This is a genomic window from Candidatus Phytoplasma zeae (assembly GCF_001712875.1).
Classification (GTDB): domain Bacteria; phylum Bacillota_I; class Bacilli_A; order Acholeplasmatales; family Acholeplasmataceae; genus Phytoplasma; species Phytoplasma asteris.
In genome coordinates, this window is sequence record NZ_CP015149.1 from 231,097 (window position 1) to 254,569 (window position 23,473).

A 23,473-nucleotide genomic window follows, 5' to 3' on the forward strand; every position below is an offset into this window, starting at 1 on the left:
AAACAACATAATTACGTAAAAAAATAATTTTATTTTCATTTTGTAGGCGGAATTTTAACTTTTTTTACCTAACTATATAGTGTAAAGATCAAATATTAAAAAAAATATCTTTTGAAACTAACGAATTATTAAAAAAGTTTAGACACTTTTTGATTTTTAAAAAAATATTTCCTTAGTTTGAAAAGATATGAAATTATCAATTAATTTTTTAGTCTTAAAGAGTAATTTTAAAATTAAAAGTTGTATTAAAAAACGGAACACTGCATACTTATCAAAAAACCTTTTTTAGTTAGTGTTTGTTGGACTTTTTGTGATTGATAAACTGCGCCTTGGTCGGAATGAATGATGCATGGTTTTTTTAATTTAGGTAATTTTTTGATGGTGTTCAGAACCAATTCTTTATTTTGGTTGTTTGAGGTGTGGGAAGCAACAATTTGGTTGTTGAAAGAGTCTATGATGCAAGAAAAATATAAAAAACCTTGTGAAGTTTTGAAATAAGTTATGTCGGTAAATAGTTTTTGTGTTGGTGATGTTGATATAAATTGTTGATTAATTAAATTATCTACTACTTTTAAATTAGATTTTAAATTGTTTTTATATTGATATTTATTTTTTTTAATTTTTAAACGGCAACAAATGCCGTTTTCTTTCATAATTGAATAAACCTTTTTCTTGGTAATTATTTTGTTAAAAGTTTTTTGGTATAAATCAGTAATTTTGCGATGACCGTAAAAATATTGTTCGTGCAAACATAAAGCTTTAATGCGATTTTGTTGTAATAAATGTTTTTCTTCTTTGGCTTTGGTTTTATTTTCGACTTTCAACCAATAATAATAAGTGCTTCTTTTAATTTGGATTGTTTTTAAAATGGTGGTTAAAAATAATTCATTTTGAAATTCTTTGACTAAATTAAAAATAGCTTTTTTATCATTCTTGTAAACAATTTGCATGAAGTTTTGTAATAATTTAACTTGGTATTTGAGTTTTTTATTTTTCATATCACAATATTATTTCCTTTTCTTATTTTCTATATATCATCTATTATAACTCTAAATGATTATATTTATAAAAAAAAGGGGGTCGCGCGGAAATGGGGGGTTATTTTTGTTTTTTTCTTTGTTTGTGTGTGCTTATTAGTTTTGTTAGCGCTTCAGCGCGTTGAGGGCTTTTGATTGGTTTTAGATTTAAAAAACACTCTCTTTTCAATAACGGAAAGGAAAAATGAGGGAGTTATTTATATATCGAAAAATAATAATGATAGATAAAAGATACAACGATAATATCAAATATCGAATATCATTATCATTATCGATATAATATATAAAATATCACTCCTCTTTAAGTTTGGTTTTGGCAAGGAAATTGAGCGGGTCAAATGATGATAAAATGATGAGTGAGTGATGATAAAATGATGAGTTAAATAAGTTTTATGATTTTTCTTTTGTTAAATATCTTTTATAATCGGGACGCATCTTTTTAACTCGATAGCCTTGTTTATTTTTGGCTAGAAATATTTTGATGTGTTTAAAATCTTCTAATTGATAATAAATAACATTTAGGCCTTTTTTATAGTTTGTTTTGATGGGGTTATTGTATTTATCTCGTTTTTGAGAATCTAATTGATATAATTTCAAAGTTTCTAACTTGTCTATGTTGATTTTGCTTATTAATTCTTTAATATAGTCTTTTTGTTTGTTGAGATAATTAATTTGAAAGATGGGGAAATGTGTTTTAAGGGTATTATTTTGGCTTTTAAGGGGTGTTATGTAAATATGATATAGAAGTTTTAGAAGGTATTAAAAAACATTTCTTTGACCTTTTATCACGAAGAAAATTAGAAAACTTAATTACTAATGCTGCTAATAAAGCAGGTTTCCATGGACATTCAGAAATTTAATTTCTGATTTAGAAGAATCTTTTGGTAAATATTTTGGTCATAGACAAGATTATTTAAACAATAATAATTTAAGCCAAGAAGCTAAAGAGGCATTGGAAAAAATAAATAATTCTTTATATAACGAAGAAAGAAATAATCATTTAGGAACACGAGGACTACTTATTGACGAAAACGTACAAAAAAAATAATAATTTATTAAAAAATATTGCTTTTAAAATCAATTATTATGGTATAATATTTATAATTTATACTCTAACATAACTTGAAGAAAATATTTAAAAGGAGGTTAATTTGATATGGATAATTACCTTATTGCCAAAAAAACTATTACTAAAAATACTAATTATATTATCTTTTATAAGTATTGGCTTTTTCCTTTCCTTTTTGCATTAATCTTTTTAAAAATAAGTATTAGTTATTATGTCTTTTCTGATGAAGTTCCAAATCCTTTAAATCCTTCAAATCCTCCAACTCCTCAAAACCAACCAACTCCACAAAATTTAGAACAACCTCCTCAAAGAAAACTTCCAAATCCAAACGAAACTACCAAACCAAACGAAGCCTCCCAACCAACTACAAACCAACCAAACGAACAAAAAGAATTACCATATAAACCAGAACCAGCCCAAGAAAATGAAGTTTTTAAAAGACATAAACAAGCCAAAAAACAACAAGACAAACAAAGAGAAACTTGTGAAAAATAAACTAGACAACAATACGAAAAATTATATGATTATTTTTATGATAAAGATACTTTTACCAAATATTGGAATCAAAGAAATCAAAGACAAACTAAACCAAATCCTATTTTTGAAAAAATTTTATCCTTGAGTGGAGCTAATCAAGCATCTGATTTAGAAAGTGTCTTAAACCAATATTTTAATTATCTTATTGCAGTTCTAACAACTAAATATGTTTTGGAATAATACAATATCCAAAAAAACTCCAATTCCCAAGAGCTAACTTCCCAAACAGAAAAACTTTCTTTAAGAGATGAAGATGATCTAAAACGAACCCAACTTTCAAGTTTTCAAACTGATTATTATAATTTGCAATTTAGAATTGAGTTTTTGAATCTCTTTTTTAAAACTTTGTTAGAATTAAAGGAAAAACAAAAACAAGATATCAATTCTATTGTAGAAAAGTTTTATACTGAAATAAGCAATCACAATAATTTATTGCACAAAACTTCTTCTCTACTTCGTTTGCAAGAAAAACCACATGATTATCTTACTTCGGTTAATCACGAAACACTACCAAATTTAGAAATAACTAAAAATAATTTTGAAGTTCGTGAGATAGACCCAGAAATTGATCGTTTTTTGGCTCATGGAGATGATACTTTAATAGATGATTTTTATGGACGCAACAAAAATAATTTCATTGATTGTTTTCAAAAAATAATACAACCCGCTACTCAAGAAGTTGTTTTGCAAAACAATACTCAAATAGAGACTAATTTACCTCAATTAAAAGATGTTTATGCTAAATTTATTCTAAAAGGTCGTTGTACTATTGAAGATCAAGCTACTCTTTTAAAAACAATAACTTTTAATGATTCCAATAATCCTAATCAAAATGGTATGAAAGAAAAATTAGTCAAAGATTTAGAAAAACTTCATACTAATTATGAAAAAATATACCAAGAACAAAAAGAAACTATTCAAAAATATCAAACTTTTTTATTACAAGAATTAGAAACCCCAAAAAAAGATATTACTAATCGTTTTAAAGATAGAAAACCTTATGAAATTTATTTACAACAAGAAAATCTCTTACAAACACAATTACAACAAGGAATTAATGAATTAATCAATACTTATGTTACTGAACCATTACAACTTTTAGAAACGTCCAAAAATAAGGTTCAAACAGAAATTACCAAGATTAAAAATTTTATCCAAGAAACTCCAATTGATAATCTTAATACAACTTCTTTAAAAAAAGATTTTGATACTTTTAATAATAATTGTTGTACCAAAAGAGAAGTATTTACCGAACAACAAGCCCAAAATAAACAAGAAGTAGATCAAAATTTAGCTGAATTAAAAGCTAAAATAGAAGACTTAATTATTAAATATCAAGCTCTTTTGCGAGAATCAGAAGAGATGAAAACCAAATTTAATAACTTAGAACCACATAATGAATTAAATGGGGTTTTGCAACTCCTTTAACAAAAACTAAATTTTTAAGTCTCTTAAAAAATTGCAAGACTCAGAAATAGATAAAGAACTACACTAAAATCAATTAATTACTAAACCAGAAACTAATTTTAAACAAAGCAGTAATGCTTATTTTATATTCAAACTATATTACGTTTATTAACATCACATAACACAAATATAAATACTTTATTCAAAATTTAGAACAAGTAAAAATGCCAAAAGTACCCATTTTTGATGCAATAAACAAAGAAAATGAAAGAATAATTGAAGAAGAATATCAAAGTTATAAAGAAGCTATTAATACTTTTTTCAAGAAATCCAAATTCCAGAACAAATTAACCAAGAAGACAAAAATCTTTTTAAAGGCCAAAACACTTGGCTTAATAATGTTATGCAAAATCTACACACTAACTTATCTCAGAAAGCCCACAAAAGTAAAGAAGATCAAACTACATTAAAAAATGACTTAGAACATCATTATATTAATTTTAAAAGTAGACATGATGAAATTATGAGTCTTTTGGAAGCTTTATTTCCTAATGTGAAAAAACAAACTCAAACAGAAAAAGATATTTTACAATTAAATAATCAAAATATAGAATCAATAAACCAAAATCAAAGAGCACAAAACAACAAGGAACGTGAAATTTCAGCAGAGCAAACATCAGTTCAACAAAAAAACAAGCCAAACAACAAGAACAAGAAAAAATAAGAAATGCAATACAACAAATACAAGAAACAAAAGAAACATTTCCAGAACCCTTAATTTTAGAACCCCAAGGACAAGAATTTCCTCCAGTTTTCAATAATCCTGAATTATATCCTAATCTAGAACAAATTTTAGCATCTTATGAAATTCATCTCAACGAACTAAACATTCAACTAGAAAGACTAAAACAAGGTTTAAAAGACATAATTCAAACATATGCAACTAAATTATTAAATTTATTAGTAACACTTTCTTTTGAATCACTTCAAGCACATAATAAAACTTTTAATTGGGTTAATAATTCTTTTCAAAATTTTGAACACACAGAACAAGTCAGAAGACAAATAAATGATTGGCTAAATCAGAGGGGAGGTTATCGTTATGAATAAAACCAATGATTATCAAAAATTAGATAATAAGTTGTCAAATCAATTAATCCATATTTGGTTTTGGGGTTTAATTGGAATTAATGTTTTATTTATAACTGTTATTTATCTTGGTAATCACACTAAAATTAAAAACTTTTTGAAATATGATCTATGGGGTTATTTTTTAAAAGAAAAACAATTAGAAGAAGAAATAACAAGTTATCATGAAGCAGGACATACTCTTATAGCTCTTTTATATCCTGAAAATTTTCAAGTTCCTTACGTTACAATTAAACGTACTCAAAGAACCTTGGGACATACTTCTTGCAAAGTTTTAAAATCTGATCCCAAAACAGAAACACTCCTTAATTTTGGAGGAACTGCTGCTGAAAATATTTTAGCCAAAAACCATCAAATGAAACGTTTACAAGTAGGAAAAGGCTCTGGTTCTGACCATAATAGTGCTAAACATAACTTAAATAAATTCTCTCCTTATCCTCAAAAAGATTTTAATGACTTTTTACAAAAAACAGAACATTTATTACAAAATAATAAAGATGCCTTAGATGAAATAGCCCGTAAATTATTAATTAAAAAAACTTTATCTCAAAAAGATTTATATGAAATTACTAAAAAATATCCTTTAAAAAAGTTACAATAAATAAGATTTATAATTTTCTAATAATAAAATGTTTGAAATAAAAAAGCCCTTTTGTTGAAGGGCTTCCTTTTTGAGTTATTATAATATTTTTGCACTTTTTACAACTAATATAAAAGTCAATATTTTTGAATAATCAAGTATTTTTAGTAGCTCAAATTAACAAATTACTAAAAATTGCCTTTTTCAAATTACAAAACAACAAAAAAATAAAAAAAAGTTAGCAAAAAATAACATAATATTAAAAAAAATGCTAAAATAAAATAGTAAGTATAATTTTTTTTAGTTTTGTCATTTTTTATTTTGGTTGTTAAAGCTCTATTTCACTAAGCTTTTAATTTTAAAGTTTACTTTCATTTGTAAAGTTTGCTTTAAAAAATAAAAAAATTAAAGCCATAAATTGTGCCATCCAACAAATACAGAAATAAAAGTTATCCAAAAAAATATTAGGAGGAAAAATATTAGCAAAATTTTAGCCATCAATTAAACAACTATTTATAATAAATCAAATAATAATTTGAAATATTTTTTACAAAAAACTTATTATTTGCATTTTCATTTATTTGCTATCTATGCTATCTACACTTTTTACTAATTTTACCAAAAATATTTATTTCTTAATTCAAAAATAACTTTTTGACAATATTAACAATATTAAAATTAAAAAAGCTAAAATTAAAAAAATAAATTAAAAAAGAAAGAATGGAAAAAGGTTTTTTAAATGAGCAACTATATCAACAAATTGCGCCAAAAAATTGGGAAAGACCCTTTATTTTCTCCTGGGGCTTCCGTTATTGTTTATGAAAATAATAAATATTTATTGCAATTCCGCAAAGATTTTAATGTTTGGGGACTTCATGGTGGAGCAATGGAATTAGGAGAAACTGGAGCTGATGTTTGCGTAAGAGAACTAGAAGAAGAAACAGGTCTTAAAGCTTTAGAAATTCATCCCTTTCGTACCTATTGTGGAAAACATTTTGTTATCAATTATCCTAACGGAGATGTTGTCTATCCAGTTGTTATGGCTTTTGTAGTAACTAAAACACAAGGAAAATTAAGCCCACAAGATGATGAAGTTGCTGAACTAAAATGGTTTGATGAGGCCTCTTTGCCAATGGATGCTATGATGGAAATTGACAAAACCTTTTTAAAAGATTTTTTACAACACAAAAACCAAACCCAACTTCAAACATACAAAACTAAATTTTGTCAGACAAAATGTCTTTTCTAAGAAAAAAATTAAAATATATTCCAAATTATTACATTCAAAATAATTATAAATTGAAATAATTATTAATCCAAATTATTAAAAAATTCTCTAGGTCGCATTTATTGTTCAAATTTTTAAAGCAATTTTTAAAACCACAAAATAAATTGTTTTAACTAAAAAAAGACTATCTAATGGCGGTAGTCTTTTTTTCATTTTTTCCTCGCGCGCTTTTTGCTTTTTTTCACCACCACCAAATCCGCAAATAAAGCCACAAACAGCAAAAAATAATTAAATGATGTCAACAAACTACTAAATATATGTTAAAATAAATAATAATGGGATTGCAAATAAGAGCTTTTGCTACCCAAAATACCACCCCAATTATTTTCATTTTCCCCCTCCAATTACTTTGTTTTCCACCCTAAAATTGTTAATTTTTGTTTTTTTCACTCAGGTTTTTGATAAAAATTAACATTATTTTATTTTCATTGCACTTTCACCTCACTTCATTTTATTTTCATTTTTTAATATTGAACCAAAGTAAGAATTATTGAAATACGAACCAACAACCCGCAATTACAAATTCAAAAACTAAAAAATATAAAGGATTAAAACGATTATGTTAAATTTTTTAAAAAAAATATTTAATTCTTCCAAAAAAGCTTTAAGAAAAGCTAGAACCATAGCTAATAAAGTACAAAATTTAGAAGCCCAAATGGCTTTATTAGATGACAAAGATTTTGCCACAAAAACCGCAGAATTAAAAAAACTCTTTCAAGAAGGAAAAACCCTTAACCAACTGCTGCCCGAAGCCTATGCTCTTGCCAAAGAAGCTACCAAAAGAGTAACAGGACTTACTCCTTATTACGTTCAAATTTTGGGCGCTGTAATTTTGCATCAAGGAAATATTTCTGAGATGAAAACCGGTGAAGGAAAAACCCTTACTGCCATCATGCCTGCTTATCTTAACGCTTTAAGTGGTAACCCTGTTCACATTGTTACAGTCAATGAATACCTAGCTAAAAGAGAATTTGAAGGTAGCATCGGTGATGTTTTTCGCTTTTTGGGAATGACAGTAGGACTTAATACCAAAGACAAAGACCACGCACAAAAACAACAAGCCTATTTATGTGATATTCTCTACACTACTAACAGTGAATTAGGGTTTGATTATTTAAGAGACAACATGGAAATTGAAGCTTCCAATTTGGTAATGAAACGACCTTACAGTTATGCTATTGTTGATGAAGTAGACTCTATTTTAATTGATGAGGCAAGAACGCCTTTAATTATTTCCCAAAGTGTCAAAGAAACTAAGAATTTATACAAAGAAGCACAACGTTTTGTTCGCACCCTTAAAAATAGCCATTATCTTATTGAATTAGAAACTAAAACAATTGAACTTACCGAAGAAGGAATTACCAAAGCTGAAAACTTTTTCCAAATTGATAATTTATACAACGTAGAACACGCCTCTTTGCTCCACCATGTAAAAAACGCCCTTAAAGCAGCTTTTACTATGCACAAAGACAAAGATTACTTAGTTGATTACAAAGATGGACAAGTTCTAATTATTGATCAATTTACTGGACGTGCTTTGCCAGGACGCCAATTTAGCGACGGTCTTCACCAAGCATTAGAAGCCAAAGAAGGAGTATTAATTAAAGAAGAAACTTCCATTGGAGCTACTATTACTTATCAAAATTTTTTCCGTCTTTATCACAAATTATCAGGGATGACAGGAACTGCCAAAACCGAAGAAGATGAATTTAGAGACATTTATAACATGGAAGTTATCGAAATTCCTACCAATGTTCCTATGATAAGAATTGACGAGCCCGATTTTATTTTTGTTTCTTTAAAAGAAAAATACGACGCTTTAATTGAAGAAATAACTTCTCGCCACAAAAAAAGACAACCCATTTTAATTGGGACAATTACAGTAGAAGTTTCTGAAATTATTTCTAAAAAATTAAAAAAACATTCCATTAAACACGAAATTCTAAATGCCAAAAACCACTCTAAAGAAGCAGACATCATTGCTAAGGCAGGACTTAAAAATGCAGTTACTATTGCTACTAATATGGCAGGACGTGGAACTGATATTCGTTTAGGCGAAGGGGTTAAAGAATTAGGCGGACTTGCTGTTTTAGGTACTGAAAGACACGAATCACGAAGAATTGATAACCAATTAAGAGGACGTGCTGGACGTCAAGGCGACCCTGGTTATTCACGTTTTTTTATTTCTAGCGAAGATGAACTTGCCCAAAGATTTGGTGGCACTAGAATAGAAAAAATTATTTCTTTGCTCCAAAAAATAAGCGATTCCGAAACTAAAACTTCATCTAAAATGGTGACTAAATTTTTTACCAAAATACAAAAAAAAGTAGAATCTTCCAATTTTGACTATCGTAAATACCTCTTAAAATATGATGATATTTTACGTATTCAAAGAGAAATTATCTATAACCAAAGAAAAGAAATTCTAGTTAGCAATAGAGTAGAACAAATCGTTCAAGATTTAATGCAAAAGACCCTTAATAAAGCTATTTTATCACATTTTACTAACAACCCTACCCAATGTCAAACCCAAACTTTAATTACTTTTTTAGAAAATAAATTTTTCCCTAAACAAACCTTTGATTTAGAAGAAGTACAAGAATTATGCAACAACCCTAAAACAAACTCCCTTGATTCTTTTCAACAACATTTATTGCAAAAAGTAAAAGCCACTTTACAATCTCAAAAAGATTTTTTTGAAAAAGACCCTGATAAAGCTCAATATTTTTCAAAAGGTCTTAAATGGATTACATTAAAAATAATTGATAATTACTACCAACGCCACATCAATGACATGAGTTCTTTAAGACAAGGAATTGGATTTGTAAGTTACGGACAACAAGATTCTTTTATTGAATATCAAAAAGAAGGACAAGTTTTATTCAATAACATGATTGCAAAAATTGCAAACGACATTACTGCTACTATTTTAAAGTTTTCTTTCGCAGATAGTTTTCAAACACCTCCCAAACAAAAAGTTTTTTTAAACAATGATTCAAGCGATGATGAATCTTCTAAAAAAAGAAGAACTAGAAAAGTAAGAAATTCTAAAAAACCTTGGAATTAATTTGTGGAAAAATACGAAATTAATCAAATTTTACAAAACTTGCATCAAAACCTTCAAGATTTAAAACAAGCCCTTGATTTTAAAAAAACCAATCAAACAATTGAAAAATTAAATTGCGCCATGCAAAAAGAAGATTTTTGGCAAGACCCCCAAAAAGCTGTTACAATAAGCCAACAATTCAACGACTTGCAAGACAAAAAAACTACTTTAGAAACTTTAGAACAAAATTATTTGGATCTAGAAACTTTATTTAATTTAAATGAAAGCCCAAATGAAACTTCTGCTTTATTAGAAGAAGAATTTAAAAACCTCACTAAAGCCGTTTTTGATTTCAAAATTAAATTTTTTTTGAATCAACCTTATGATATTAACAATGCTATTTTATTATTACATCCAGGAGCAGGAGGTACTGAATCGCAAGATTGGTGCGAAATGCTTTTCCGTATGTATCAAAAATATGCTCAAAAAAAGAATTTTAAAACCGAAATTCTTGATTATCAACCAGGTGAAGGAGCAGGAATCAAATCAGCTACCTTATTAATTAAAGGAACTTATGCTTATGGTTATCTAAAAGCGGAAAAAGGAGTTCATCGTTTGGTAAGAATTTCTCCTTTTGATGCTAATTCCAAAAGACATACTTCTTTTGTAGCTTGCGATGTTTTGCCAGAAATTAATGAAGAAATCAAAATTAATTTAAAAACAGAAGATCTTAAAATCGATGTTTTTAGAAGTAGTGGTGCAGGCGGGCAACACGTAAATACTACTGATTCAGCAGTAAGAATAACTCATTTGCCAACAGGATTAGTAGTGGGTTGTCAAAATGAACGTAGTCAGATCAAAAACAAAGAAAAAGCTTTGCAAATGCTAAAAACCAAGTTATTTCAATTAGCATCAAAACAACAAAAAGAAGAAAATGCTAAAAAATTTCAAAGCGACCAAAAAGAAAATGGTTGGGGTTCTCAAATTAGAAGCTATGTTTTTCATCCTTACAAAATGGTTAAAGATCACCGCACTAATCAAGAAATTTTTCAATTAGAACAAGTAATGGATGGAAACATCGACGAATTTATCAATGGATATTTAACCAAAATACCTATTAGTTCTCCTCATGAATAAAAAATAAAAATACAAAGTTAATTATTTTTTTAATCAATAACCAATATAAAAAAAATAATTATAGGAAAAGCCAAGATAAAAAGGCATTTCAAAGAATAAATAATTTCCCAAAGTATTTGTTTTGGGTTTTCTTTTTGTCTTGTCTTAGAACAATTTTAATATTTTATTTTTTGAAAACAACAAAGCACACTATTTTTCATTAAAATCACTCCCTTTATTATTTATTTTTGTTGATTTTAAACATTTTTTAATGTACTGAAATGTCTTTCACCTTAATTAAAATCTTCAAAAGATTTTATTTTTTAAGAATTCATCAAAAAACATTTTTCTCATCTTTTTTATCAAAAACACTTGACAATTCAGTTATTTTATGTGATAATATTTAGGATGAACTTTTTAATTTACGATTAAACGATTAATAAAAAAATAGAAAGTGGGTTTTATTATGGCAATAAAAATGCGTTTACAACGTTTCGGAGTGCATAAAAGACCTTTTTACAGAGTAGTTGCAAGCGAATCTAAAAATGCTAGAGATGGTAAATTTTTAGAAATTTTAGGAACTTATGACACTATTTTAGATATTGTTGAATTAGACCACAACAAAGTACAAAAATGGTTATCCAATGGCGCTCAACCAACTAAAACAGTCAAAAAAGTATTTAAAAAAAGTAAATTTGTTGCAAAAACTAACACTAAAGTTGAAAAATAATTTTTTTCTCAATTTCAAAAATAAATGAAAGCGCCTTTAACGGTTAAAAACTAAATTTTATGATTATTGAAATTATCACTATTTTTCCGCTTTTTTTTAAAAGTTTTTGTGAAACTTCCATTATTAAAAGAGCTTTAGAACAAAAAAAAGTTCAAATAAAACTTCATGATTTAAGAACTTATAGCAAAAATAAACATAATCAAGTAGATGATAGCGTTTATGGAGGAGGAGTTGGAATGTTGCTTTCTTTCCCTCCTTTTTTTGATTGTCTACAAAAAATAAAAACTCCCCAAAGCAAAGTTATTTTATTATCTCCTCAAGGACAAATTTTTAATCAAATACATGCCACTAATTTTGCTCAAAAAGAAACTCATTTAATTATTTTATGCGGTAATTATGAAGGGGTTGATGCAAGAATATTGCAATATATTGATGCAGAAATTTCCATAGGTGATTATGTTTTGACAGGAGGAGAAATCGCTGCTACTGTTTTGGTTGATGCAATTACAAGACTGCTTCCAGAAGTTATCAAAGAACAATCTTATCTTGAAGATTCCCATCAACAAGGTTTGCTTAAATATCCTCAATACACCCGCCCGCAAAGTTATTTTAATCACGAAGTGCCTGCTGTTTTGTTATCTGGAAACCATGCCAAAATAAGATGTTGGCGCCAAAAAGAAAGCTTGAAGGCAACTTTACAAAAAAGACCTGATCTTTTGGAAAATAAAAAATTAACTTTAGAACAAACCAAACTTTTAACAGAAATTAAACAAGAATTACAAAAATAATTCAAGAATTATTTATTTGAATTCAACAAAGGAGCAAAATTATGTCTCAATTAATTAAAGGACAAAATTTAATAGAATCAGTTAACCAGCACCAACTTAAAGATGTCCCTTTTTTCAAACCTGGTGATACAGTTAAAGTATTTATCAAAATTGATGAAGGAAACCGTAAAAGGGTTCAAATTTTTGAAGGTTTAGTTATTAAACGCCAAGGAAGATTAGTTACAGAAACTTTTACTGTAAGAAAAATATTTGCTGGTGTAGGAATTGAATTAACTTTCCCAGTACATTCCCCTATTAACGAGAAAATAGAAGTAGTTCGTCGTGGTATTGTTCGTCGCGCCAAATTGCATTATGTTCGCAACCTTTCTTCTAAAGCTTCTCGTATTAAAGAACAAAGATAAATTGTTTTTTTTGTTTAAAGAAATACATTTTTTTATAATAAAAAACTTTTAATAACATTTTTTAAATATATTCCCCCCCTTTTTTTTAATAAACAAAATTTAGAAAATTATTAAAAATAACCCTATTTTAATTATTTTTCTCAAAACCAAGAAAATTATTTCTAAAAATAAAATAGGAGCCCAAAATGTCTTTTTATGAAGAATTAAAATGGCGAAATTTAATTAAAGATTGTAGTAACGAAACACAAGTTAAAGAATTATTAGACAACAACCAAGTTAAGTTTTACTGTGGGTTTGATCCTACTTCTCATTCTTTAACAGTGGGTCATTTAGTTCAAATAACAATGATTTTATTAATGCAAAGACAAGGACATCTACCTGTTATTTTAGTAGGTGGAGCTACAGGTTTAATAGGAGATCCCAAAGAAACTGAAGAAAGAAAATTATTATCTTTAGAAAATTCATTGCAAAATGCTAAAAGTATTGAATGTCAACTTAAAAACATATTGTTAAACAAACAAGTAGAATTTGTTAATAATTATCAATGGCTTTCTCAAATAGATATCATTTCTTTCCTCAGAAACTACGGAAAACTTTTTAACATTAACTATATGCTTTCCAAACACGCAGTAGCCAAAAGACTTGCTTCTGGCATCTCTTTTACTGAATTTTCTTATATGATTTTACAATCTTTAGATTTTCATCATTTATACAAAAATCATAAAGTTAGATTACAATTAGGAGGTTCTGATCAGTGGGGGAATATCACAAGCGGACTAGAACTCATCAGAAAATTAGAAAAAAAATCCGATGCCCTAGGAATTAGCACTCCTCTTTTGTTAAATTCAGATGGAACGAAATTTGGCAAAAGCGAAAAAGGGGTTTTATGGGTAAATCCTTCAATGACTTCCCCTTATGAAATTTATCAATATTTTTTAAATGTTTCTGATAAAGAAGTAATCAATTATCTAAAAATGCTTACTTTAATCCCCAAGCAAGAAATTTTGGAATTAGAAAAAAACACCTTGGAAAACCCCCAACAAAGATTAGCTCAAAAAACTCTTACCCAAAACATTATTACTTTAATTCATTCCTCAGATATTTTGCAAGAATGTATAAAAACTAACCAAATTTTATTTTCTAATGCTAAAAAAGAATCTTTCCAAGAAAAAGATTTTATTTTATTGCAAAAAACTTTGTTTTGTTATTCCACAAAAGAAGATATTTTATTAGTTGATGCTTTAGTTCAAACAAAACTGGCAACTTCTAAAAGTGAAGCTCGTGAATTTATCAAAGACAACACTATTAAATTATTTAATCAAAAAATCAAATCTCTTGATTTTGCAATAACCAAAAAAAACACTTTATTTGATAAATATGTCCTTTTGAAAAAAGGCAAAAAAAACAACGCTTTAATAGTCTTTTAATTATTAATAACTTTTTATTTATTTTATTAATTCATTTATGAAAAAATATGTCTTAACAAATTAAGAGGTTTCCAAAATGCAAAATAATCCCTTTCGCTGTCTTTTCCCAATTTTCAAAACGAACCCCAAGATTGTTTACTTTGATAATGCTGCTACTTCTTTAAAACCTCAAAAAGTAATAGATGAATTGACTAGATTTTATAACACAAATGGACTCAATACCAAATCTTTTGGCGTTTTGTCTCATCAAAACACTTTACTAATGAACGAAACAAGAATTAAAACAGCTAATTTTATTAATTCCAAACCAGAAGAAATTATTTTTACTAAAGGAACTACTGATTCTTTAAATATATTAGCTCAAAGCTTAGGAGAAACCCTTCAAGAAGGTGACGAAATTATTACATCAGAATTAGAACATAATTCTTCCGTGTTTCCTTGGTTTAAACAAGCCAAACTAAAAAAAGCAAAATTAATTTTTGTTCCCCTAAACGAACAGAATCAAATAACTGTAGAAAATTTTGCTAAGGTTTTAACAAACAAAACTAAAATAGTTGTTTTAACTCATGTTTCTAATTTACTAGGGTACGAAACTCCCATTAAAGAAATAACAACTTTAGCTCACAAAAAAAACGCTTTAGTTATTTTAGATTCTGCCCAATCATCAAGTCACCTACCCATAGATGTTAAATTTTTAGATATAGATTTTTTAGCATTTTCATCCCACAAATTATACGGTCCTTTTGGAATAGGGATTTTGTTTGGCAAAAATCATTTATTAGAACAATTACAACCTCCTTCATTTGGAGGAACTTCCATTAAAGAATTTTCTTTAAAACATTTTTTACTCAACGAAGGTCCTAATAAATTTGAATCAGGGACTCCTAATATTTCAGGAATTCTTGCTTTTAAAAAAGCTTTGGAATTTGTGGAAGAAATTGGTTTTGAAAACATCCAAAAACATGAAAAAAAGATTTATCAAAATATAATGAAAGAATTAAAACAAATTCCTAAAATCACAATTTATAATCCTCAAGCTTTTTCTAATATCATTACTTTTAACTTTAATCAAATTCATGCCCATGATGCAGAAGCTTTTTTAGCTCAGGAAAATATTTATGTAAGAACTGGTAGATGTTGTGCTTTTTTAGCTACTCAAAAACTAAAACAAACAAGTATAATTAGAGTTTCTATAGGCATTCACAACAATCAAGAAGACATTGATATTTTAATTAAAAACTTAAAAAAAACGCAAACTTTTTTCTCCAAATTTAATAAATAACTCAAGGCATTAAAATGTTAGAAATAAATAAATTATATCGTGATTTAATCATTAAACATTATCAAGAACCTCAAAATTGGGGACTTTCCCAAGACCCTGATTTTATAAACATAACTAATAAAAATGTTTCTTGTGGTGATTCTATTTCATTACAAATCAAAATCTCAAATCAAAAATTAATAGATATTAAATACGAAACTCAAGCTTGTGCTATTTGTCGCGCTTCAGCAAGTTTGATGTCTATAAATCTTAAGAATCTAGAAATTCCACAAACATTAGAAAAAATAAATCATTTTTTAGCTATGATTAATAATCAAATATATGATGAAACTCAAATTGACAAAGAATTACTATTATTTAAACATTTTATTAATTTTCCTGGAAGAGTCGCTTGTATAAGTCTTCCTTGGAAAGCTTTACAACAAGTAATTAAAGCACACAATAAAAAAAGTTATTAAATAAAAAAGACAATCCTAAAAAGGTTGTCTTTTTTATTTATAAATATTATACATCAAAATCTTGAAATACCTAATTTTTTTCGTACCTTTTGGATTTTTTTCTCTGCAATCAAGGAAGCTTTTTGAGCTCCTTTATTTAAAATATCATCCAATTTTGCACTATTAATTAATTGATAAAATTTTTGTTGCAAAGGTACAACAAAATTAATTATTTCTTCAACGACTTTATTTTTTAACTCTTTATAATTACTTTTTTTAAAAAGTTTTTCACTTTCAAAAATACTAATTTGCTTTAAAGAAGCATAAATGGTTAAAAGATTAGAAATTCCAGGTTTATTTTCTGGATCATATTTAATTATTTTTTGGGAATCTGTAACAGTTTGGGCAATTTTACTTTTAATTATTTGAGGATCATCCAAAAGTAAAATATAGCTTTTAGGACTTTCCGTATCACTTTTACTCATTTTTTTCAAAGGGTTTTGCAAAGATTTTATTTTCGAACCCAAAGGATTAAAAAAAGGTTCCGGAACAACAAAAGTATTACCATATAAATTGTTAAATCTTGTAGCCAAGTTTTTAGTTAATTCTAAATGTTGTTTTTGATCTTTGCCAATAGGCACTAAATTTGCATCATACATCAAAATATCAGCTGCCATCAATGTGGGGTAAGTAAATAAAGAAGTCCTTATTCCTTCTGCATTAATTTTGCTTTTTTCCTTATATTGAATCATTCTTTGTAGTTCAGAAAAATAAGAATTGCATTCCAAGAGATAACCCAAATAAGTATGTTGTGTTACTTCAGATTGAACAAACAAATTTATTTTTTCAGGATCAAGCCCTGATGCCAAATAAAGAGCTGCTATTTTTTTGATTTGTTGTTTTAGTGTTTGGGGTTCTTGATAAAAAGTAAGGGCGTGCAAGTCAGCTATAAAAAGATAAAAATCAAAATTTTTTAAGTTTTGTTGTAAATATAGCAAAGGTTTTAAAACCCCAATATAATTTCCTAAAGTAAGATCACCCGTTGGTTTGATCCCTGACACTAATCTTTTATTTGGTATCAATTTTATCACCTCCTTTTTTATTTTTTGCAAAATGATTTATTATAGCAAAATCATCTTTAATATTTTTGTGGATTTAACCAAACTTATTTATTATTTGTTTTTTTAATTTCATTCATCTTCTAAAGAATCTAAAAGGTTTTCTTGTTTTGCTTTGGCTAAAATGGTTTTATTAATTTTAGAACGAGTGGCAAAATCAGCTTTAGTAAATGGTTTTTCTTGGCGCGCCTCTACAATTTTATTAGCAGCAATCAAACCTAGACCATTAATCGAAAGAAGTGGCATCCTTAAAAAACCACCATCTTCTATTTTTAAAACACTAACATCTGATTTATTAAAATCAACAGTTAAAAATTTAAAACCACGATGTACCATTTCTTCGGCAATTTTTAAAGTATTGATTAAAGCATCTTCTTTGGTTTTGATTTTTTTACTTTTTTTCAATTCTGCAAGCTTATTTAATTTTTCTTTAATAATTTTTATATCGTTACTAATCATGGTTTGGTGGTCGAATTGTTCTGTTCTTTTAGAAAAATAACCACTATAAAAAGCTAATGGTGCATGCATTTTAAACCACGCAATCCTCAAAGCCATAATAACATAAGCAGTGGCGTGCGCTTTAGGGAATAAATATTTAATTTTAGCAGCAGAATCAATATACCAAGCTTCTACTTTGTCTTTCATTTCTTGTTTGTATTTGTTCCATGTTTGAAAATCATCTTGGGGTTTGCCTTTACGGATAAATTCCATAATATCAAAAGCTTTTAAAGGATTAAGCCCTTTTTCTTGTAGTTGTAACATAATATCATCACGACAACCAATTATATCATCAAAAGAAATTGTTTTATTTTTGTATTTTTCAAATTCGCCTGTTTTGTTGATAGCATCTCTGGCGTTTTGGTTCCAAACATCAGTTCCATGTGAAAGTCCTGAGATTTTTACTAAAGCAGCAAAATTAATTTTAATTGCTTGTTTTTGTGAATTTTGTTTAGCGGTTATTAAATCTTTTAACATTTGTTTGACAAAAATAGTTCCAAATTCAGGAATACCCAAAGAATTAATAGTGATTTTATTTCCTGGATTTACAGAAGAATCAATTTTGAATTCGTTGGAAAACAATTTATAAACTTCGGGATCATCTACAGGAATATCTTGGGCTCTTGTGAAAGGGAAAATTCTTCGATTTTCTTTAACATAATCCATCAAAAATTTAATCATCATAGGATCATCATGTCCTAAAATGTCTAATTTAAAAAGATTTTGCTCAAAGGAATGATAATCAAAATGAGTGGTTTTCCAATTGGTGTCATTAGCTGGATATTGGACAGGAGTTACTTCATAAATACTGCGATCGGGCGGCACAACAACAATTCCTCCTGGATGCTGGCCATTAGAACGTTTAACTCCTTCGATTTTGTTGGCAATTTGGGCTACTTTTTGTTTGCGCCATTGTTTTTGTTTTTCTTCTACAAAACCCATCGTATAGCCATAAGCGTTTCTTTGGGCAACAGTCTGGATGGTTCCTGCTCTAAAAGCGTGTTTTTCTCCTAATAATTCTTTAATGTAATTGTGGGCTTGGCTTTGGTAATCACCTGCAAAATTTAGATCAATATCAGGAGTTTTGTTGCCTTCAAAGCCTAGAAAAGTTTCAAAAGGAATGTCATGACCGTCTTTTTTGAACTGAGTGTCGCATTTGAGACAAGGCATGTTTGGCAAATCGTATCCCGAAAAAACCTTATCAAGTTCGTTGTGGTATTTTTCTTCTTCTGAGTTGTAATATTGTTCTTTTTCTTGTGGTTTTAATTGGACAATAGTGTAGTTGCATTGTGGACAATAATAATGTGGTTTTAACGGATTTACTTCGGTAATTTCTAACATAGTTGCTACTAAAGAAGAACCAATCGAACCACGTGAGCCTACTAAATAACCTTTTTCCAAAGAATTTTTAACTAATAAATGTGATAAATAATAAACAGGAGCAATATTTTGATTAGATTTTTCGTTTTTTGTCTCTCCGATAATACTTTTTAACTCTTGATCCAATCTTTCTTTAATTAAAGGGTGGGGAGTTGTGCCGTACATTTGTTTAACTTTTGTATCAACCAAACGCTTAATTTCTTCTTTGATGCTTGGTATTTGTAAGTTGGCTTTGAAAGCATCGTCTTTGAAAGAAAATAGTTCCGAAGAAAAAGCTTTGATTTTTTCAATTTTGGAATTAAGCAAATGAGTATTTTCAATTACAATTTCATAAATTAATTTTTCATCTTGTAAAAAGGCAAATGCATCTATCATTTCTTGGGTGGTCAAAAGGTGATTTTCTGGCAATTTTTTATTTTCGTATCTAGATAATTTGTGTAAGCCGCCTCCTACCATTTTGGCACTAATATAAATTTCGCGATAATCTTTTTCCCAAGGATGAATATAATGAACGTCCCCAGTGGCAATTACTATTTTTGCTTGTTTTTGGGATTCTTTTATGATGGTTTTGAGAGTAGTTTCAATGATTTGAAGCCCGTTTTTGCCTAAATCATGAATTAAATGTTTATAAGCTTGGGGAGGTTGCACTTCGATGTAATCGTAAAAAGAAATAGCTTTTTTCAATTTGGAAATGTTTTGATTGAGAGCTATTTCAAAAATATTGCTATTCATGCAACCACTACCCACTAAAAGACCTTGTCTTAAATTAGCTAAATTAGATTTTAAAACACGAGGGCTTTTGTTAAAATCCTTAGTTAAAGCGTTGCTTAAAAGTTCAAAAAGATTGCGATAACCGGTTTGATTAGCCACTAAAATATTGATGTGATAAGGTCTTTCGTATTTGGGATTGATTTTTTCTTGTAAGTCAAAAAAAGTAATTACTTGTTCGTCTTTGGGATCTTTGGTTGGATCTGCCAATTGATCAATCATTTTGATAAAAACTTCTGCTGTGGCAGTGGCATCCGCAAGTGCACGGTGATGGTCTTCTAATTTGACTTTGAAAAAAGTTGCCAATCTTTTTAAAGAAAAATATTTTAAAAGATTACTGAAATAACGTTGAGACAATGCCATGGTATCAATAATGGGTTGTGGTTCCAAAGATATTTTGAGTTCTTTTGCTTTTTCTTTTAAAAAATTAATATCAAAAGAAGCGTTGTGAGCCACTAAAACACAGTCTTTGGCAAAAGCTAAAAATTGTGGTAAAACTTGGTCAATTGTTTGTTGTCCTTGAAGCATTTCATCCGTAATATTGGTAATATCGGTGACAGTTTTGGTTAATTTTTGTTGCGGGTCGATAAATTTTTGAAACTCGCCTATTTTGTTCCCGTTTTTAATTTTTACTCCAGCGATTTCAATAATTTTGTCACGAACATTAGATAATCCAGTAGTTTCCAAGTCAAAAACCACATAAGTAGCTTCTTTTAAAACAAAATCTTTTTCTAAATTATCTTCTTTTTGATTGGTGATATAAATAGGTTTTTCTTCAATAAAATCAACTTCCACTCCATAAATAGGTTTGATTTTTTTATTTTTGGCATGTTCGTTAATTTCAGGGTAAGCATAAATGCCGTCATGATCCGTAAAAGCAATCGCTTCGTGTCCCCATGATTCTGCTATTTGTAAATATTCTTTGGCACTGTTAATGGCGTCTAAATTAGACATTTTAGTGTGAGTGTGAAATTCAATTCTTTTTTTGCCTTGAAAACCGAAGTCTTGGCGGATTAATGAAGTCGAAATTGAATCTGATTCTAGGGTTTCGTATTGTGTCATCATTAAATGAACATCGTCCCAAGCACTATAATTAATTCGAGCTGTGATTCTAAATAATTGTCCAGTTTGGTAATTGGCTTTTAAAAATTGTTCTTTTTCATCTTTGGACACTTTTTTTTGAATCAAAATAGCATCTTTATTTTCGATAGAAAAATCATTGTCGTTTTCTTCTATAACAAATTTTAAATAAGAATACTGAAAATTAGCTTCTTTGATAGGATGAGCCAAAAAACCTTCAACGATTACATAAGTATTGGGATTTTGACGGTTGAATTCTTCCAGCTCTTGTTTATTTTTAGGAAGATCTTTTATTTTTGTATCTTTAGTTGTCATTTTAGAATTGCTATTATAAGCTCCTTTATTATGATTATATGCTTTTGTTTGGGGTGTTGTTTTTGCTTGTTTTGTTTGATCGGTTTGAGAAGTTGGATTTGATTTGTTATTTGGATTTTTTTCTTGATTTTGTTCGTTGGAGTTGGTTTGATGATTCGGATTTTGTTGCAATTCTTCGATTTCAATATTTGTGGATTTTTTTCTATTGATATAAATTTTTCTATCTGTTGATAAGATAAATTCATTTTTAAAACCATAAAATTTAGAAAAAAAATCTTGAAGAAGCCCCATTTTTTTATTTAAACATTTAAATGCATTAGGATTTACAAAAATGATAAATTTGCCGTTTTGAAAATTTACTTGGTGATTTTGAATTGCAAAATAATCTAAATCATGATATTTTTTTATTAAACTGGCTTGGGTTATAATATAATTAAAATAACTTTCTGCCAAAGATTCTAGATAATCCCAATTTTCAAAATCGATGTTGTATTCAATTTGGGGCAAATTAGGCTTGGTTTGCGCTTGGTTTTTCCATAAAATAGTTAATTCTTGGAGTAATTGTTCTAAAAAAAATGCTAAATCACAAACTAAAGGTAAATGTTTAAATGTGATTTGTAAAACCCATTTTGGGCTTTTTTGGCAAACTGATATTTTTTTTACTTGAGGATTTTGAAAATATTTTTTGCAAAAACCTTTTTGTTCGATAAATTGTTTAAATGAATGAGTAGACACAATAAATACCACCTAATAGTTGATTGGGAAAAGAGGCAAGAAAGAGGCAAGAAAGAGGCAAGAAATCAAAATTGTTGTTTCAAATCTTTTTTTAAAAAATAAAACAAATAAAAAAACACATGAAATTCATGCAATTTTTTATTTGTTATTTCTTTTCATAGATGCAATTATAAATAAAAATAAATTAATGGTACTGATGGTCGGACTCGAACCGACATGAGTATTGCTCGCTTGATTTTGAGTCAAGTGCGTCTACCATTCCGCCACATCAGCTTTTTGTTTTAAATGATAAAAATATCATACTTATATATTATATCAGTTTTATTTTGATTTTTGTTTTTTTTCCTCAAAATCATAAACCAAAATAATATTTACATTCCCGCCACCCAAAAAAAAGACTACATTAGCTAATGGCCTTTTATCAGGTTTCGGTGTTAAAACTTTGAAAAATTATTTATTTATGAAGGATATTTTTAGTAAATATTTTGTTTAATAAATTAGTAATGCTGATAATGATTAAGTAAAAACAAGATATTGTAACAAAAGGTAGAATCGGATTAAAGGTAGAGCCCATATTGCTTTGTGCTTGCCAAGAAAGTTCGGCAATTCCTATAATGGCAAAAAAAGAACTATCCTTAATGTTTGTGATGAATTGTTGGATAATAAAAGGCACTGATCTTTTTAAAGCTTGGGGGAAGATAATAGAGAAAAAAACTTGCTTTTGGTTCATCCCTAAAGAATGAGCGGCTTCAATTTGTCCTTTATCTAAGAATTTAATATTTTGCATTAAAATTACAGTAATGTTTGCTAAAGAATTAAGTACTAAAACAAAAAGACCTGCATACAAACGTTTAATTTCAAAAAGATCTTTGCAAAGATAACCAATACCATAAAAAACAAGCATTGCTTGCGCAGCTACAGGAATTCCTTTTAAAATAAAAAATAAAGTATCTAAAAAATAAGTTGTTCCTTTGTTAATATTTAATATTATTTTATTATGGGATTGAGAGTTTTTAATTAAAGTATATGAAGTTGCAAATAAAAAACCAATAATAAGACCATCAATAGCTAAAATTAAAGTGGTTTTGAGTCCTTCTAGATAAGATGGAAAAGTTTCTTTGATTTGATGCCAAGTAGTGCTTTTAGAAAGCATGTCTTTGTGGTTGTCAAAAACTGTTTTTGCTACTTTTAAAGTTTTGGAATATTTTTGAAGATTTTGTTTTTTTGTTTTGGTTGAAAAATGCCATCCAAATACTGAAAAATGCAACCATACCAACAATATAGA

17 protein-coding genes, 1 tRNA gene and 2 pseudogenes are annotated in these 23,473 nt (G+C 28.0%); 14 read left to right on the top strand and 6 right to left on the bottom strand.

What is annotated here, in order from left to right:
• Nucleotides 1–263: 263 nt before the first annotated feature.
• Together MBSPM3_RS01215 and MBSPM3_RS02910 are read right to left on the bottom strand one after the other, a co-directional pair.
• A pseudogene (locus MBSPM3_RS01215) lies at nucleotides 264–998 on the bottom strand (IS3 family transposase); the annotation flags it as partial.
• A 429-nt stretch (nucleotides 999–1,427) separates the two neighbouring features.
• Nucleotides 1,428–1,766 (bottom strand): annotated as a pseudogene (locus MBSPM3_RS02910) (hypothetical protein); the annotation flags it as partial.
• Between MBSPM3_RS02910 and MBSPM3_RS03010 the strand changes: the two are divergent.
• The 14 genes from MBSPM3_RS03010 (at nucleotide 1,760) to sufU (ending at nucleotide 16,315) form a co-directional block, all read left to right on the top strand.
• On the top strand, nucleotides 1,760–1,897 hold the full coding sequence (locus MBSPM3_RS03010; RefSeq protein ID WP_157084485.1) for a hypothetical protein: 138 nt from the start codon (nucleotides 1,760–1,762) through the stop codon (nucleotides 1,895–1,897). The pseudogene MBSPM3_RS02910 and the gene MBSPM3_RS03010 sit on opposite strands and share 7 nt — an antisense overlap.
• Nucleotides 1,898–2,193: 296 nt before the next feature.
• Nucleotides 2,194–2,601, top strand: coding sequence for a hypothetical protein (locus tag MBSPM3_RS01225; RefSeq protein ID WP_069028171.1), 408 nt, complete (start codon nucleotides 2,194–2,196; stop codon nucleotides 2,599–2,601).
• A gap of 366 nt (nucleotides 2,602–2,967) precedes the next feature.
• The gene (locus MBSPM3_RS01230; protein ID WP_069028172.1) at nucleotides 2,968–4,071 is read left to right on the top strand and encodes a BAR domain-containing protein; all 1,104 of its coding nucleotides are present in this window, start codon (nucleotides 2,968–2,970) and stop codon (nucleotides 4,069–4,071) included.
• Between the two features lie 382 nt (nucleotides 4,072–4,453).
• Nucleotides 4,454–4,774, top strand: coding sequence for a hypothetical protein (locus tag MBSPM3_RS01235; protein ID WP_069028173.1), 321 nt, complete (start codon nucleotides 4,454–4,456; stop codon nucleotides 4,772–4,774).
• Between the two features lie 378 nt (nucleotides 4,775–5,152).
• A complete protein-coding gene (locus MBSPM3_RS01240) occupies nucleotides 5,153–5,800 on the top strand; it encodes a M41 family metallopeptidase (protein ID WP_069028174.1) in 648 nt (215 codons plus the stop codon).
• 718 nt (nucleotides 5,801–6,518) lie between these two features.
• Entirely contained in the window at nucleotides 6,519–7,028 is a 510-nt protein-coding gene (locus MBSPM3_RS01245; protein ID WP_069028175.1) for an NUDIX hydrolase, read from the top strand.
• Between the two features lie 598 nt (nucleotides 7,029–7,626).
• A complete protein-coding gene (secA, locus tag MBSPM3_RS01250) occupies nucleotides 7,627–10,134 on the top strand; it encodes a preprotein translocase subunit SecA (protein WP_069028176.1) in 2,508 nt (835 codons plus the stop codon).
• Between the two features lie 3 nt (nucleotides 10,135–10,137).
• On the top strand, nucleotides 10,138–11,250 hold the full coding sequence (gene prfB / locus MBSPM3_RS01255; RefSeq protein ID WP_069028177.1) for a peptide chain release factor 2: 1,113 nt from the start codon (nucleotides 10,138–10,140) through the stop codon (nucleotides 11,248–11,250).
• Between the two features lie 445 nt (nucleotides 11,251–11,695).
• Nucleotides 11,696–11,959 (top strand): 30S ribosomal protein S16, encoded by a 264-nt coding sequence (gene rpsP / locus MBSPM3_RS01260; RefSeq protein ID WP_011160823.1) that lies wholly within the window; start codon nucleotides 11,696–11,698, stop codon nucleotides 11,957–11,959.
• Between the two features lie 59 nt (nucleotides 11,960–12,018).
• Complete coding sequence (trmD, locus tag MBSPM3_RS01265; RefSeq protein WP_069028178.1) at nucleotides 12,019–12,747, top strand: tRNA (guanosine(37)-N1)-methyltransferase TrmD; 729 nt, start codon at nucleotides 12,019–12,021, stop codon at nucleotides 12,745–12,747.
• Between the two features lie 41 nt (nucleotides 12,748–12,788).
• Nucleotides 12,789–13,148: a 50S ribosomal protein L19 gene (gene rplS / locus MBSPM3_RS01270; RefSeq protein WP_069028179.1), complete on the top strand. Its 360-nt coding sequence runs from the start codon at nucleotides 12,789–12,791 to the stop codon at nucleotides 13,146–13,148.
• 185 nt (nucleotides 13,149–13,333) lie between these two features.
• A complete protein-coding gene (gene tyrS, locus MBSPM3_RS01275) occupies nucleotides 13,334–14,575 on the top strand; it encodes a tyrosine--tRNA ligase (RefSeq protein ID WP_069028180.1) in 1,242 nt (413 codons plus the stop codon).
• 76 nt (nucleotides 14,576–14,651) lie between these two features.
• The gene (locus tag MBSPM3_RS01280) at nucleotides 14,652–15,857 is read left to right on the top strand and encodes an aminotransferase class V-fold PLP-dependent enzyme (protein ID WP_069028181.1); all 1,206 of its coding nucleotides are present in this window, start codon (nucleotides 14,652–14,654) and stop codon (nucleotides 15,855–15,857) included.
• Between the two features lie 14 nt (nucleotides 15,858–15,871).
• Nucleotides 15,872–16,315 carry a Fe-S cluster assembly sulfur transfer protein SufU gene (gene sufU / locus MBSPM3_RS01285; RefSeq protein ID WP_069028182.1) on the top strand — a complete coding sequence of 148 codons (444 nt, stop codon included), beginning with the start codon at nucleotides 15,872–15,874 and terminating at the stop codon, nucleotides 16,313–16,315.
• A gap of 53 nt (nucleotides 16,316–16,368) precedes the next feature.
• On the opposite strand, the gene trpS is transcribed toward sufU, so the two are convergent.
• The 4 genes from trpS to MBSPM3_RS01305 form a co-directional block, all read right to left on the bottom strand.
• Entirely contained in the window at nucleotides 16,369–17,373 is a 1,005-nt protein-coding gene (gene trpS, locus MBSPM3_RS01290; protein WP_069028436.1) for a tryptophan--tRNA ligase, read from the bottom strand.
• A gap of 111 nt (nucleotides 17,374–17,484) precedes the next feature.
• Nucleotides 17,485–22,200: a PolC-type DNA polymerase III gene (locus MBSPM3_RS01295; protein ID WP_198143632.1), complete on the bottom strand. Its 4,716-nt coding sequence runs from the start codon at nucleotides 22,198–22,200 to the stop codon at nucleotides 17,485–17,487.
• Between the two features lie 176 nt (nucleotides 22,201–22,376).
• A tRNA-Leu gene (locus MBSPM3_RS01300) sits at nucleotides 22,377–22,461 on the bottom strand.
• A gap of 181 nt (nucleotides 22,462–22,642) precedes the next feature.
• Complete coding sequence (locus tag MBSPM3_RS01305) at nucleotides 22,643–23,455, bottom strand: amino acid ABC transporter permease (RefSeq protein ID WP_232308859.1); 813 nt, start codon at nucleotides 23,453–23,455, stop codon at nucleotides 22,643–22,645.
• Nucleotides 23,456–23,473 lie beyond the last annotated feature (18 nt).